This window comes from Streptosporangium sp. NPDC000239 (assembly GCF_040300765.1).
Taxonomy (GTDB): domain Bacteria; phylum Actinomycetota; class Actinomycetes; order Streptosporangiales; family Streptosporangiaceae; genus Streptosporangium.
Genome location: NZ_JBEPEI010000014.1, coordinates 181,137 through 194,869 on the forward strand (window position 1 = coordinate 181,137; position 13,733 = coordinate 194,869).

Sequence of the window (13,733 nt, forward strand, 5' to 3'; positions counted from 1 at the left end):
GTCAGACCTCCAGCCGGGGCATGTCCCACGGAGCCTGCGGGAGGGCCTCGCCGGTTTCGAGCAGGGTCTTGAGGCCGGCCAGCACGGCGGGCCAGCCGTGCGCGATGCCGCGGTACATCTCCCGGTCGGGGAGCTTCTCGTGGGTCACGGCCAGACGGACGATGTCCTGGTGCGGTTCGATGACGAAGGTGACGACCGACGCCTCCCGGTCGGCACCGGGTTCGTCCTCGAAGGTGATGACCAGGCGTCTCGGGGGTTCGGCCTCAAGCACCTCGCCGACGACCGCGACGGTGTCCGATCCGTCGAGGCGCCGGTGCTCCCAGGTCGAGCCGGGCAGCCAGTCCGAGACGTTGGCGTGGTACCAGTAACGCGCCGTCAGATCCGCGTCCGTCAGCGCCCGCCACACCTGCTCCGCCGTCGCGCGGATGTAGGTGACGTAGACATAGCTCGGCATGGATGTGGATTCGTCGGTCATGGCGTACTCCTCTGCCCTGTCCTTGATGGCGGTCAACGCCCATAGGCGCGGTTGGTCGAATCCCGAGATCCACCGCTGCTCGATCTCGTGGATCGGCACCGGGTTGAGGTAGTGAAGCCGCTCCCTGCCGCGCCGTACGACCGTGACGAGGTTGGCCCGCTGGAGGATGTCGAGGTGCTGGGTCGCCGACTGGCGTGCCATGTCCAGACACTCACACAGCTCACGCAGCGTCTGGCCGTTGTGCTCACGCAGCCTGTCGAGCAGGAGCCGCCGGGTGGAGTCGGCCAGCGCCTTGAACGCCAGGTCCATCTCTGTCGCTTCGGGCTTCACGGCCCAATTATGCAGGCATTTGCCTGCATAACGTCAAGCACGGCCTCGAACACCCGTTCAGCCGGGTCTCATGGGCTTGAACCGCCGGTGAAGCCGGGTGCCCGGCCGTCCCGTGAGAGGGACGGCCGGGCACCTCGTCGCTACATATGTCGGAGCCCGGAGGAGGATCAGGCGCGGATCTGGGTGGCGGGGTGGCCCTGCAGGGCGGTCCGGGTCGGGGCGAGGGTGGCGGCGTAGGCGAGCCCCAGGGTGATGGCCGCTATGGCCCCGTACGTCAGGTACGGCACGTGCGGCAGCGGCGACCCCGTGATCCCGTAGCTGAGCGCCATCAGGGTCGGCGCCGTGATCAGGGTTCCCGCGACCACCGCGAGGCCGCCGACCAGCAGCGCCTCCCAGCGGACCATCCCGCGCACCTGCCGCCGGGTCCCCCCGACCAGGCGCAGCAGCGCGAACTCCCGCACCCGGGCGCCGGTGGCCGTCACCAGCGTGTTGACCACCGAGATCGCGATGAACACGATGATCATCCCGACCACCAGGAGGTTGGCCCAGTCGCTGAACTCCTGGACGGCGTTGACCGCGGCGCCCGCGCCGTCCCGGTCGAGGACGGTCAGGCCGGGGGCCAGCGCGGCGAGCCGCTCCTTCGAGCCACCGGTGACGTAGAGGCGCTCGGCCATCCCGGTCTCCGAGTGGTCACGGACCACCTGGTACGGCAGGGCGACCTCGCCGTACCCCAGGCCGCGTTCGTAGACGGCCACGACGGTGCGGGTCAGGCGGGTGCCGTCGCCGAGCAGCAGCCGGACCTCCTGCCCGACCGTGGCGCCGAAGCCGTCGGCGGCCAGCCTGCTCAGCGCGACGCCGTCGCCGCGCAGCCGGTCGAGGGAGCCGGAGGTGACGCCGAGGTCGATGCCGTGCGCGGGGACGGTCAGGCCGACGGCCCCCATCGGCTTGAACGTGCGCTCGCCCAGCTCGACCGTGTCGGCGAGCACCTGGGTCCTGATCGTCTCGGTGACGCCCGTGACGCCGGGCAGGGCACGGGCGGCCCCGGCGACCTCGGGGGACAGCCCGGGGCTCGCCTCAAGGACGTAGTCGGCGCGGTTTCCCTCGATCGCCTGCGTGGTGGTCGCGTGTCCCACGGTCGACTGGGCGAACAGGGTGGTCGAGGTGAAGGCGAACATCAGGATGAGCGGGCTGGCGACCGAGGCCAGCCGCTTGGCCGCGGTCCTGGTGTTGGCGACGGCCAGGTAGCCGCCGACCGGTGAGGTCCGCCTGACCAGGCCGCCCGCCAGGGTCGCGGCGAGCCGTACCAGCCAGGGGCCGAGGAGGGAGGCCGCGGTGATCAGCAGGAGCACGATCGCGCTCGCGCTCATCGCGGCCGTCTCCCCCGCGGCGACCATGGACAGGCCGGAGGCGGCCACGCCCATGCCGAGGAAGACCAGCCCGGTGATCATGCGGCCCCTGCCGAGCTCCCTGCGCTCGGCCATGGCCTCGCCCAGGGCCTCGGTCGGCTTGATGCTCGCGGCCCGCCGTACGGCTCCGCGCGCGGCCAGCCAGGCGGTGAGCAGGCCGAGGGCCGTGGCCGCGAGCAGCGGGATGGGGCCGACGACCGGGGCGAACCCCTCGGGCACCATGCCCCGGGCCAGGAACTGGCCGAACATCCACCTCCCCAGCACGACCCCGAGCGGCAGCGCGGGCAGAATGGCCGCCGCGGCGACGACCAGCGCCTGCCTGCCGATCATGGCGCGGACCTGCCTGGGGGTGGCGCCGACCGCCCGCAGCAGGGCGATCTCCCGGTCGCGCTGCCGTACGGCAAGGCCGAAGGCGCCGGAGACCACCAGCACCGCCACCATGACGACGATGCCGATGAGGCTGCCGCCGAGCCCGATGAGCATCTCCCTGCCCTCGTGCGCCGAGGGGGTCTCGGCCAGGCCCCGCTGGTCGCCGGAGTAGACGGCCACGGAGTCGCCGAGCGCCTGTTCGACCCGGTCGGCCAGTCCGTCACCGGTGCCGAACACCCCGAAGGCCGACACCTTCCCCGGCCTGGCGAACAGTTCCCCGGCGCGTTCCCCGGTGAAGAAGACCGACGGCTGCCGGGTGAGGCCGGGTCCGGCGACACCGGTCACGACGTACTCGCGGAGGCCGTCCCTGCCGGTGACGCCGACCTTCTCGCCCACCTTCCTGCCGAGCGTGACGTCGGTGGCGACCTCTCCGGCCGTGGCGGGCGCGCGCCCCTTGACCAGCCGGTACGGCGTGAGCCCCGCCGACCCCCAGGAACGGCCGACCACCCGGCCCTCGGTGCCCGTCAGGCCGACAGGGAAGGCGGTCTCGGGCACGACCCCGGTGACACCGGGCACCTTGCCGATCTTCTCGGCGAGGGTCGCGGGGATCGCGACCGGCTCGGAGAGCGGCAGGCCCATGTCGGCCTCGCCCTTCACGAAGGTGATCTTCTGCTGGCCGGCGACCACGACCGGGGCGGCGCCGTAGCGTTCGGTGGGGATCCTGGCGCGTACACCGCTCTCCAGGAGCAGCCCGCACGAGACGACCAGGACGACCGCGAAGAACAGCGCGAGGAACGACCCGACGAGGGAGATCGCGCGGCCACGCGAGGTGGCGAAGGCGAGTTTCAGCACGGCACGGCCCTCAGGCGGCCGAGCGAGGCCATGCGGCCCGCGATGGCGTCGGGTCCCGCGGCGTACATCTCGTCGACGAGCGTGCCGTCGGCGAGGAACAGCACCCGGTCGGCGTAGGAGGCGGCGACCGGGTCGTGGGTGACCATCACCATGGTCTGGCCGGTGGTGTTCACCACCTGGCGGAGCAGCGTGAGCACCTCGGCGGCGGTCTGGGTGTCCAGCGCGCCCGTCGGCTCGTCGGCGAAGACGACCTCGGGCCTGGTGACCAGGGCGCGGGCGATGGCCACCCGCTGCTGCTGGCCGCCGGAGAGCTGGGAGGGGCGGTGACCGGCGCGGTCGCCGAGCCCGACCCTGCCGAGCACCTCGGCCACCCAGGCGTGGTCCGGCCTGGTGCCCGCGAGCCGGAACGGCAGCAGGACGTTGTCGGTCACGGTGAGCGAGGGGATCAGGTTGAACGCCTGGAAGACGAAGCCCGCCCTGTCCCGGCGCAGTTCGGTGAGCTGGGTCTCGTTCATCCGCGACAGTTCGACGTCGCCGATGTGGACCGTGCCCGAGGTGGGCGTGTCCAGTCCGGCCGCGCAGTGCAGGAAGGTGCTCTTGCCCGAGCCCGACGGCCCCATGACGGCGGTGAAGCCGCCCCGGGGCAGGTCGACCGTGACGCCGCGTAGCGCGTGCACCTTCCTGCCGTATGTCTTGGTCACCGCGTTGAGGCGCACCGCGTGCGTCGACACCTGTCGTCCCCCGTCTTCGAATTCACTGCCTTGCAGGAGCAACGCTACGAATTCGGACAATACGGAAACGAGCCAGCGAGCTACCCAACCGATGGTAGGGATTACCCCCCTACGGCCGCCCCGTGGATCTCGTCCCCGCGCAGCAGGCCGTCGGGGGCCCCGGCGGGGTCGTGACCGAGGTCGACGACCCGGTTCTCCCGGTCGACGTGCACGATCCTGGGCTGGAAGACCCTGGCCTCGGCGTCGTCGAGCTGGCCGTACCCGATGATGATCACCAGGTCGCCCGGATGGACGAGATGGGCGGCGGCGCCGTTGATGCCGATGACCCCCGAACCCCTGGGGCCCGCGATCGTGTAGGTCACCAGCCTGGCGCCGTTGTCGATGTCCACGATGTGGACCTGCTCCCCGGAGAGCAGCCCGGCCGCGTCGAGGAGGTCCTCGTCGATGGTCACCGACCCCACATAGTGCAGATCGGCCTGGGTGACGGTGGCCCGGTGGATCTTGGATGTGAGCATGGTGCGGAGCATGCGTCGGATCACCTCTCGCTCGGTCGCGCCACCGGTCGGCGTGCGCGCCTGCGCGGAATATATCCGACGCCGGACACACCCCCAAGAGAGTCAGCGGGTGTCAGAGGGTGACGGTGACGTTGTCGATGAGCCTGGTCGCGCCGACCCTGGCGGCCACGGCGAGGACGGCCTCACCCCGGTGGTCGTCGCCGACCTCGGTGAAGGTCGCCGGGTCGACCAGCACCAGATAGTCGAGCTCGACCCCGGGCTCGGCGTCGAGCACCGCCCGCGACTCGGCCAGGACCTCGGCGGGCGTACGGCCGCGGGCCCCGGTGAACAGGGCGCGGGACAGGGAGAGCGCGGTGTGCCGTTCGTGCGTGGACAGATAGCGGTTCCTGCTGGACAGCGCCAGGCCGTCCGCCTCACGGACGGTCGGCGCGCCCATGACGGAGACGGGCACGTCGAGGTCGGCGACCATCCGGCGGATCATGGCCAGCTGCTGGGCGTCCTTGCGCCCGAAGACCGCGATGTCCGGCTGGACCAGGTTGAACAGCTTGAGCACCACGGTCAGCACACCGTCGAAGTGACCGGGTCTGAACGCCCCCTCGACGATCGTGCCCATCCGCCCTGAGGACACCGAGACCTGCCGGTCCGCGGCGTACATGTCGTCGGCCGAGGGGGCGAAGACGATGCTCACGCCCTCGTCGGCGCAGGTCTCCAGGTCGGCGTCAAATGTCCGGGGATAGCGGGAGAAATCTTCGTTCGGCCCGAACTGGAGGGGGTTGACGAAGACGCTCACCGCGACGTGGTCGGCCTGCTCACGGGCCAGCCGGATCAGTGAACGATGGCCCTCGTGCAGCGCGCCCATGGTCGGCACCAGCGCCAGCGTCGCCCCGGACGCGCCGATCCCCAGGCTGTGCTTCGCCTTGACCAGCCCGGCGCGGTCACCGGCCACGATCACGTCCATATGTTCCCTCCCAGGGCGTCGAGGAGGCGCTCGGCGGCCTCGGGCTTGAGCAGCCCGGCCGCCAGCGCGCGGTCCGCGGTGAGCCTAGCGAGGGCGACGTAGGCGTCCGCCGCCTCGGGTGCCGCGAGGATCAGGGCGTCGACGTGCTTGCGGACCGTCCCGGCGTCGCCGCGCACCACGGGACCGGTCAGCCCGGAGATGCCCAGCCGCAGCACGTTCTCCAGCGCCGCCCCGAGCAGTGGCCCGAGCATCCGGCCCGGCTGTTCGACACCGACGCGTTCGAGCAGCTCGGAGGACTCGGCGACGAGCGTGACCATGTGGTTGGCGGCACCCGCCAGGGCCGCGTGGTAGAGCGGCCTGTCGTCGTCGGCGATCCAGACCGGCTCGCCCTCCATCTCGATGACCAGCGCCTCCGCCACGGGCCTGAGCATGTCGGGGGCGGTCACGCCGTACGAGATGCCGGTCAGGCGGCGTAGGTCGTCTTCCCTGCCGGTGAAGGTCATCACCGGGTGCAGGGCCAGCGGGAGGGCCCCCGCCCTGATCGCGGGGTTCAGCACGGCCAGGCCGTACGCGCCGCTGGTGTGGGCAACGAGCTTGCCCTGGAAGGCGGCGCCGGTGCCCGCCAGCCCGGAGACCAGGTCGGGCAGGACGTCGTCGGGGACCGTCATGAGAATGAGGTCCGACGTGGCCACCACGTCCTCAGGCCGGGACGGTGTGACGCCCAGCCGCTCCGCGGCCCGTTCCCTGGAGGAGTCGGAGACGCCACTGGCGGCGACGACCCGGTGTCCGGCGCGTGCCAGCGCGGCGCCGAGCGCCGAGCCGACCCGGCCTGCTCCAATCACTCCGACGGCCAGCCGCGCCGGGCGATCGACTGCGTCCATGACGTCCCGTCCTTCGACAAGATTGGGGCTCCATGCCCAGTTGACCAGCGTAACGGGCCTGCCCCACCCGGCTGCGCGAAGGCACGTGTCCGAAAGCGGCGGCGGTCCTGTCCCAGGTCTGCCCCGGGCCGGGCCGCTTTTCCCCTCTCGTCGCATGCTTTCTCACCGAGGGGGGCGTCCCTGTAGCGTCGGGGATCGTGTGGCTCACCTGGCGCGCCGCGACACAGCGGGCGCTCTACGGCGAAAACGGCTTCTATCTGCGCGAACGACCTTCCGCCCACTTCCGGACCTCGGTCAGCGCCGCAGCCAGTGCCACAGTCGGCACCTCGGCCGTTCTGGCGGGGGCCGTACTGCGCGAACTGGCCGAACTGGCCGGGCCCGCCGGGATGATCGACCTGGTGGACGTCGGCGCGGGTGAGGGCGCCCTGGCGGCCGGGGTGCTGGCCCTGGCGCCGCAGGAACTCCGTTCCCGGCTACGGGTGACCTGCGTGGACGTCGCCCCCCGGCCTCCGGACCTGCCCGAGGAGATCGGCTGGGAACCGGTGGTGCCCGAGGGGGTCGAGGGGCTGGTGATCGCCAACGAGTGGCTCGACAACGTTCCCCTCGACGTGGTCGAACAGACGCCCGACGGCCCCCGGCTGGTCATGGTCGATCCCTCGGACGGCGCGGAGCGGCTCGGCGACGCCCCGGAGGAGGCCGACCTTGCCTGGCTCGACCGCTGGTGGCCGCTCGGCCCCGTCGGCGAGCGCGCCGAGATCGGCAGGCCCCGCGACGAGGCCTGGGCCTCGGTGATCGTACGGCTGGCGCGCGGCCGGGCCGTCGCCGTCGACTACGCGCACCGGCTGGGCGCCCGCCCGCCGTACGGCTCGCTCGCCGGTTACCGTGGCGGCGCGGCCGTGGCGCCGGTCCCCGACGGGTCGTGCGACATCACCGCGCACGTCGCGCTGGACGCCTGCGCGGCGGCGGGCGAGCGGGTCGGGGCGGTCACGACGACGTTGACCACCCAGCGGGAGGCCCTGCGCGCCCTGGGCGTCACCGGCGCCCGCCCGCCCCTCGACCTGGCGGGCTGGGACCCGGTGGGGTATCTGCGCGCCCTGTCACGGGCCTCCCTTGAGGCGGAGCTGATCGACCCCCACGGCCTCGGCGCCTTCGGCTGGCTGCGCCAGTCACGGCCCTGACCGTACGGATACGCCCGTGGTGAATTCGCTGGGGTGGCGGGGCCGGCGCGATGAGGATGGTCGGCATGAGGCTTCTTGTATTGGGTGGCACGCACTTCGTCGGCCGGGCCGTCGTTGAGGAGGCGGTGCGACGGGGCGACGAGGTCACCATCGTCAACCGGGGCAGAAGTCCCCTCCCACCGGGGACGGCGGGGGCGGGCGTCGAGACGCTCGTCGCGGACAGGACCGACCGCGAGGCGCTGCGCGCGGCCCTTGACGGTCGTGAGTGGGACGCGGTCGTCGACACCTGGAGCGGGGCGCCGAAGGTCGTCGCCGAGGCGTGCGGGCTGCTGGACGGGCGGGTCGGCCACTACGGATACGTGTCCAGCAGGTCGGTCCACAGCTGGCCGATCCCACCGGGGGCCGACGAGAGCGCCCAGGTGGTCGAGAGCGACCCCGACTCCGAGGCTGCCGACGACTACGCGGAGGCCAAGCGCGGCGGCGAGCTGGCCGTTCTGCGGGTCTTCGGCGAGCGCGCCCTGCTCGCCCGCGCCGGGCTGGTGATCGGCCCCTACGAGAACATCGGGCGGCTGCCCTGGTGGCTGCGCCGCGTCGAGCGGGGCGGCCGGGTGCTGGCGCCGGGCAGGCCGGGCCGTCCGCTGCAGTACATCGACGCCAGGGACATCGCGATCTGGATGCTCGGGGCTGCGCAACGGGGTGTCGGCGGCGCCTTCAACACGGTCAGCCACCCCGGGCACGCCACCATGGGCGAGCTGCTCGACGAGATCATCAGGGTGACCGGCTCCGACGCCGAGCTGGTCTGGACCCCCGCCGAGGTGATCGAGGAGGCGGGCATCGCCGCGTGGACCGAGCTGCCGGTCTGGCTGCCGGAGGGCGGCGAGGAGGACGGCCTGCATGACGGGGACGTCTCGGCCGCCCACGAGGCGGGGCTCGTCTGCCGTCCGCTGCGGGAGACGGTCGTCGACACCTGGGAGTGGCTCAAGGTGGAGGGCGACCCGGCGCTCAGGGCCGACCGCCCCTCGGTCGGCCTCGACCCGGCCAAGGAGGCCAAGGTCCTCGACGGCCTGACCTGACACGCGGTTTCCCGGCGGCCGGGGCCGTACGGCGGGCGGCTCCCTGCCCTGGCGGTGTTTCCTCGGCGGCCGGAGGCCGGTCGTCGCAGGCCCGAAACAAATGATCGGGCCTGAAACACAACTCCATGAGCTTCGGAAACAAGCGGTCACCCCTGTTCCCGGAAAACGGGGATCGTGGAGGTCGCGGCTGTTCGCTATTGTCTGGATCGTTCTACTTGGTGTGATCCCGCCATGCCGGTCCACGGCGTCGGCCGACAGCGACCGTGACGAGGTTCGCGTGAAAGAGACCATGGCTCCTCCCGCGGCCAGGGAAAAAGCCCCCCGCCTCCCCTCTCTGACGGGTTTGAGGTGGTTCGCGGCATTTGCTGTTTTCGGTTTTCATCTGTTCACCGGCGGCATAACGGATGACCCCGGAACACAGCGCTTTCTCGGGGCGGTCTTCTCCGCGGGCTCCTCCGGGGTGCCGTTCTTCTTCGTGCTGTCCGGCATGGTGCTGACCTGGTCGTCCAGGCCGGGAGACCGGGCGTGGGCGTTCTGGCGGCGACGGGCCGCCAGGATCGTCCCGAGTCACATGGTCACCTGGATCGCCGTCCTGGCCCTGTTGACCGTGGCGGGACGCGTCGTGGCGCCGGGACCGGCCGTGAGCGGATTTTTCCTCCTTCAGGCCTGGGTACCGGACGAAACCTATTACTTCGGCGGCAACACCCCTTCCTGGTCACTCTCCTGCGAAATGGCGTTTTATGCGGTTTTCCCGCTTCTACTGCCGCTTCTTCGACGTATTCCAGGAAACCGGCTCCTACTGACCTCGGCGGGGTTGTGGGCCGGTACATGGATGGTCCCGTTTGTCAGCTTCTCGATGCCGGAAAGCATCGGTTACTGGTTCGTCTGGATCTTCCCGGTGACCAGGGCACTGGAGTTCGCACTCGGCATGACCGTGGCGCTGATGGTCAAGGAAGGCCGCTGGCGGGGACCCGGCCTGCCCGTGGCCGTCGTCCTGGTCCTGGTCGCCTACGCGACCGTCCCGCTGGTCTGGCAGCGCGCGGGCTGGGTGGCGTGGATGGCGGGACCGTTCGCCGTGCTGATCGCCGCCGCCGCGACGGCCGACGTGCGCGAGAAGCGTTCGCCGCTGCGCCTGCCCGTCCTGGTCTGGCTCGGGGAGATCTCCTTTGCCTTCTACCTGGTGCACCAGCCGACGATCAGCCTGGTCAACCGGGTGCTCGGGCGCACCCCGGCGCACGCGCTCCTGGTGACGCTGACGGCGCTGCCGCTGGCCGTACTGCTGGCCTGGGCGCTGCACCGCCTCGTCGAGCGGCCCGCCGAGCGCCTGTTGTCAGGCGGGCGCCCGGGGGCCGCGTGAGGCCTCAGACCCGTGCCTCCAGAGCCGTCAGGCCCCGGATGACGTAGCCGGGGTTCCAGGTGGGCTCGGTGGCGAGTTCCATCCGGGGAGCCAGGCGCAGCAGGGCGCCGAACGACTCGGCCAGCTCGATCCTGGCCAGCGGGGCGCCCAGACAGAAGTGGATGCCCGCGCCGAAGGAGATGTGCGGGTTCTCCGTACGGCCGAGGTCGAGGCGGTCGGGGTCGGCGAACACCTCGGGGTCCCGGTTGGCCGATCCGAACAGCAGCGCCACCTCCGCGCCACGTGGGATGTCTACCCCGCCGACCGAGATGTCCTCAAGGACCCAGCGCTCGAACATCTGCAGCGGGGTGTCCCAGCGCATCAGCTCCTCGATCGCCGTGGGCAGCAGGCCGTGGTCGGCGCGCAGCCGTTCCAGCTCGGCCGGGTTGCGGAACAGCGACCACCAGCCGATTCCGGTGACGTTGACGGTCGCCTCGTGACCCGCGTTGAGCAGCAGCACGCAGGTGCCGACCAGCTCCTCCTCGGTCAGGGTGTCACCGCCGTCGGCGACCAGGGCCAGGGCGCTGATCAGGTCGTCGCCGGGGTTCGCCCGGCGGGCGCGGGCCAGCTCCGACAGGTAGCCGGAGAACTCCTCCGCCGCCCGTACGGCGGTGCGCTGCGTCTCGGGCGACGGGTTGAGCTCGTACATCCCGCAGATGTCGGCCGACCAGGGCCGCAGCAGGTGCCGGTCCGCCTCGGGGACGCCGAGCATCTCGGCGATCACGGTCACCGGGAGCGGTTCGGCGACCTCCGCGATGAGGTCGCCGCCGCCACGTGCCACGAAGTCCTCGACCAGCCCCGTGGCGATCGAGGCGACCTTGGGCCGCAGCGCCTCGACCATCCGCGGGGTGAACGCCCGGGAGACCAGGCGGCGCAGGCGGGTGTGGACGGGCGGCTCGACGTCGAGCATCCCGGCCCTGACCACCCGCCAGAACGGGTCGAGGAAGGGCGGCTCCTCCGGTCTGCCGAACTCGGCGTGCGTGGCCACGTGCAGGTAGGACCGGCCGAGTCTCCGGTCGCGCAGCAACGCGTTGACGTCGGCGTGCCGGGCGACCAGCCACTGGCCGGTCGGCTCGAAGAAGGTGACCGGCCGCTGTCTCAGCTCGGCGTAGGCGTCATAGGGGTAGGCGACGAATTCCGGACTCCATGGGTCAAAACGCACAAACCCATGCTAGGGCTCCGGAGTCTTCTCGACGGCCCGGGAACGACGGCGGGCCCGGATGTTGAGCAGCTCGACCACCAGCGAGAACGCCATCGCGAAGTAGATGTAGCCCTTGGAGATGTGCTGTCCGAAACCCTCCGCGAGCAGCACGACGCCGATCAGCACCAGGAACGACAGCGCCAGCATCTTGATCGTCGGGTGCTTGTCCACGAAACGGCTGATCGGCCCCGAGGCGAAGAGCATCACCACGACCGCGACGATGACCGCGATGACCATGATGGCCAGCTCGTCGACCATGCCGACCGCGGTGATCACCGAGTCGAGGGAGAAGACGATGTCCAGCACCATGATCTGCAGGATCACCATGCCGAAGGAGGCCGCCGCCTTCCGGCCGCCGGAGTGGTCCTCGCCGTTCTCGGTGTGGCCGTGGATCTCGTGAACGCTCTTGACCAGCAGGAACAGCCCGCCGAGGATCAGGATCAGGTCGCGTCCCGATATCTCGTGCCCGAAGATCTCAAAGAGCGGGGCGGTGAGCCGTACCACCCAGGACAGGGCGAGCAGCAGCGCCAGGCGGCTGACCAGGGCGGCGAGCAGGCCCAGCCTGCGGGCGTTGTCACGCTGTTCCGGCGGGAGTTTCCCCGCCAGGATCGAGATGAAGATGATGTTGTCGATGCCCAGCACGATCTCCAGAGCGATCAGCGTGAGCAGACCTATCCAGCTCGCCGGGTCGGCCACCCAGTCCATCGGGTCCTCCAGTTTCGGTGGGGAGAGCGCCGCCCGCGCGCGGCGCGTGACCTGACGGGCGTTCACGGTCACAGCTCCAGACGATCGGACAGAACCGGAAGTTCCTCAGGATCACCGCCGAAACTCCAGCCCTCCGGACCCCTTCCCGCAGACTTGCCAAGCACCGCCTCTGTGTGGGTATAGTCCGGTTCGTAGGTCATGAGTGCCAGCGACAAGCCCCGGCTAGCTGGCCGGCAACCCTCGCGTCCGCGGCGGGGTGCCCCGGGTGAGGACCTGGTCCGGCACGAGGTGTGCCGGGCAAGCGCGGGCTCCAGCACCAAGGCCATGGCTTGGGGTCCGATGACCTCCAAGGAGCTTTGGCGTGTCCGCACTGACGATCTTCACCTCCGCCGCCGAGACCGTGACCGTCCCGGCGACCCGTGTCCCCGACGACCGGCCGATCCCCGCGGTCCTCGGCGCCGACCTTGAGGTGCCCGTCAAGGGCGGCAGGCTGGTGCCGTACGCCAACCTCGACTACGCCGCCAGCGCCCCCTGTCTTGAGCCGGTGAGCGCCGCCGTCGCCGCCGCGCTCCCGGCCTACTCCAGCGTCCACCGCGGCGCCGGATACGCCTCCCAGCTGACCACCGCCCGCTACGAGCAGGCCAGGCACACCGTGCGGGCCTTCGTCGGGGCCCGTCCCGACGACGCGGTGATCTTCACGAGGAACACCACCGACGCCACCAACCTGCTGGCCCGCAGCCTGCCCGCCGGGACCACCGTGGTGGTCTTCGAGACCGAGCACCACGCCTCGCTCCTGCCCTGGGCCGACGTCGTACGGCTGCCCGCCCCGGCCTTCCCCGGTGAGGCCGTCCGCGCCGCCGACGACGCGCTGGCCGCGATCGACGGCCCCAAGCTGCTGGTCGTCACCGCCGCCTCCAACGTGACCGGCGAGCTGTGGCCGATCGCCGCGCTGGCCCACATCGCCCACCGTCACGGCGCCCGCATCCTGGTCGACGCCGCCCAGCTCGTCCCGCACCGCCGCCTCAACCTGACCGCGCTCGACCTGGACTACGTGGTCTTCTCCGGTCACAAGCTCTACGCCCCGTTCGGCACCGGCGCGCTGATCGGCCGCTCCGACTGGCTCTCGGTCGCCGAGCCGTACCTCCGGGGCGGCGGGGCCGTCAGGGCCGTCGAGGACGAGACGACCGACTGGCACGACGACCCCGAGGCCCGTCACGAGGCGGGCACGCCGAACGTGCTGGGCGCCATCGCGCTGGCCGCCGCCTGCGACGCGCTGAGCGCGACCGGCTGGGACGTGCTGGTGCGCGAGGAGAAGCGTCTGCTGGCCCGCCTGCGCGCCGGTCTGGCCGGGATCGAGGGTGTGCACGAGCTGTCCCTGTGGGGCCCCGACCACGCCCGCGTCGGCATCGTCTCCTTCGTCGTGGACGGCTTCACCGCCCGTGAGGTGGCCGAGACGCTGTCCGGCGAGTACGGCATCGGCGTACGGGACGGCAAGTTCTGCGCCCACCCCTTCGTCAGGCACCTGCTCGGCGCCAAGGACGGCGGCTGCGACGACGTCACCGCCTCCGCGGTGCGCGCCTCCATCGGCGTCGGCAGCACCACCGAGCACGTCGACCGTCTCGTCGAGGCCCTGCGGGATCTCGTCACGCGCCGCTGACGTGAC

Annotated in this window: 12 protein-coding genes and 1 riboswitch; of the genes, 4 read left to right on the forward strand and 8 right to left on the reverse strand. The window is 71.4% G+C overall.

Going from position 1 to position 13,733, the window contains the following annotated elements:
- Position 1 precedes the first annotated feature (1 nt).
- The 6 genes from ABT340_RS29505 to ABT340_RS29530 all read right to left on the reverse strand — a co-directional run bounded on the left by ABT340_RS29505 (position 2) and on the right by ABT340_RS29530 (position 6,517).
- A complete protein-coding gene (locus ABT340_RS29505; RefSeq protein WP_352014111.1) occupies positions 2-805 on the reverse strand; it encodes an ArsR/SmtB family transcription factor in 804 nt (267 codons plus the stop codon).
- 167 nt (positions 806-972) lie between these two features.
- The gene (locus ABT340_RS29510; protein WP_352014112.1) at positions 973-3,432 is read right to left on the reverse strand and encodes an FtsX-like permease family protein; all 2,460 of its coding nucleotides are present in this window, start codon (positions 3,430-3,432) and stop codon (positions 973-975) included.
- Complete coding sequence (locus ABT340_RS29515) at positions 3,426-4,163, reverse strand: ABC transporter ATP-binding protein (RefSeq protein WP_352014113.1); 738 nt, start codon at positions 4,161-4,163, stop codon at positions 3,426-3,428. The genes ABT340_RS29510 and ABT340_RS29515 overlap by 7 nt, the downstream gene beginning before the upstream one ends.
- A 101-nt stretch (positions 4,164-4,264) precedes the next feature.
- Positions 4,265-4,690, reverse strand: coding sequence for an aspartate 1-decarboxylase (gene panD / locus ABT340_RS29520; protein WP_352014114.1), 426 nt, complete (start codon positions 4,688-4,690; stop codon positions 4,265-4,267).
- Between the two features lie 100 nt (positions 4,691-4,790).
- Positions 4,791-5,636: a pantoate--beta-alanine ligase gene (gene panC, locus ABT340_RS29525; RefSeq protein ID WP_352014115.1), complete on the reverse strand. Its 846-nt coding sequence runs from the start codon at positions 5,634-5,636 to the stop codon at positions 4,791-4,793.
- On the reverse strand, positions 5,627-6,517 hold the full coding sequence (locus ABT340_RS29530; RefSeq protein WP_352014116.1) for a Rossmann-like and DUF2520 domain-containing protein: 891 nt from the start codon (positions 6,515-6,517) through the stop codon (positions 5,627-5,629). Before ABT340_RS29530 ends, panC begins: the two co-directional genes overlap by 10 nt.
- A gap of 197 nt (positions 6,518-6,714) precedes the next feature.
- On the opposite strand from ABT340_RS29530, the gene ABT340_RS29535 reads away from it, so the two are divergent.
- From ABT340_RS29535 to ABT340_RS29545, 3 genes are all read left to right on the forward strand, one after another.
- Complete coding sequence (locus ABT340_RS29535; protein ID WP_352014117.1) at positions 6,715-7,695, forward strand: SAM-dependent methyltransferase; 981 nt, start codon at positions 6,715-6,717, stop codon at positions 7,693-7,695.
- A gap of 65 nt (positions 7,696-7,760) precedes the next feature.
- The gene (locus ABT340_RS29540; RefSeq protein WP_352014118.1) at positions 7,761-8,768 is read left to right on the forward strand and encodes an NAD-dependent epimerase/dehydratase family protein; all 1,008 of its coding nucleotides are present in this window, start codon (positions 7,761-7,763) and stop codon (positions 8,766-8,768) included.
- A gap of 289 nt (positions 8,769-9,057) precedes the next feature.
- Positions 9,058-10,125: an acyltransferase family protein gene (locus ABT340_RS29545; RefSeq protein ID WP_352014154.1), complete on the forward strand. Its 1,068-nt coding sequence runs from the start codon at positions 9,058-9,060 to the stop codon at positions 10,123-10,125.
- A 4-nt stretch (positions 10,126-10,129) separates the two neighbouring features.
- Here ABT340_RS29545 and ABT340_RS29550 read toward each other — a convergent pair whose 3' ends face one another.
- Positions 10,130-11,326 carry a cytochrome P450 gene (locus tag ABT340_RS29550; RefSeq protein ID WP_352014119.1) on the reverse strand — a complete coding sequence of 399 codons (1,197 nt, stop codon included), beginning with the start codon at positions 11,324-11,326 and terminating at the stop codon, positions 10,130-10,132.
- A gap of 9 nt (positions 11,327-11,335) precedes the next feature.
- Positions 11,336-12,136 (reverse strand): TerC family protein, encoded by an 801-nt coding sequence (locus ABT340_RS29555; protein WP_449343610.1) that lies wholly within the window; start codon positions 12,134-12,136, stop codon positions 11,336-11,338.
- 128 nt (positions 12,137-12,264) lie between these two features.
- A riboswitch (SAM riboswitch) is annotated at positions 12,265-12,380 on the forward strand.
- A gap of 51 nt (positions 12,381-12,431) precedes the next feature.
- Between ABT340_RS29555 and ABT340_RS29560 the strand changes: the two genes are divergently transcribed.
- On the forward strand, positions 12,432-13,727 hold the full coding sequence (locus ABT340_RS29560) for an aminotransferase class V-fold PLP-dependent enzyme (RefSeq protein WP_502992538.1): 1,296 nt from the start codon (positions 12,432-12,434) through the stop codon (positions 13,725-13,727).
- Positions 13,728-13,733: the final 6 nt, after the last annotated feature.

Bases quoted from the DNA above. Each gene is read 5' to 3' on its own strand.
- panD (WP_352014114.1), bottom strand. From the start codon at position 4,690: ATGCTCCGCACCATGCTCACATCCAAGATCCACCGGGCCACCGTCACC.
- panC (WP_352014115.1), bottom strand. From the start codon at position 5,636: ATGGACGTGATCGTGGCCGGTGACCGCGCCGGGCTGGTCAAGGCGAAG.
- ABT340_RS29530 (WP_352014116.1), bottom strand. From the start codon at position 6,517: ATGGACGCAGTCGATCGCCCGGCGCGGCTGGCCGTCGGAGTGATTGGA.
- ABT340_RS29540 (WP_352014118.1), top strand. From the start codon at position 7,761: ATGAGGCTTCTTGTATTGGGTGGCACGCACTTCGTCGGCCGGGCCGTC.
- ABT340_RS29545 (WP_352014154.1), top strand. From the start codon at position 9,058: ATGGCTCCTCCCGCGGCCAGGGAAAAAGCCCCCCGCCTCCCCTCTCTG.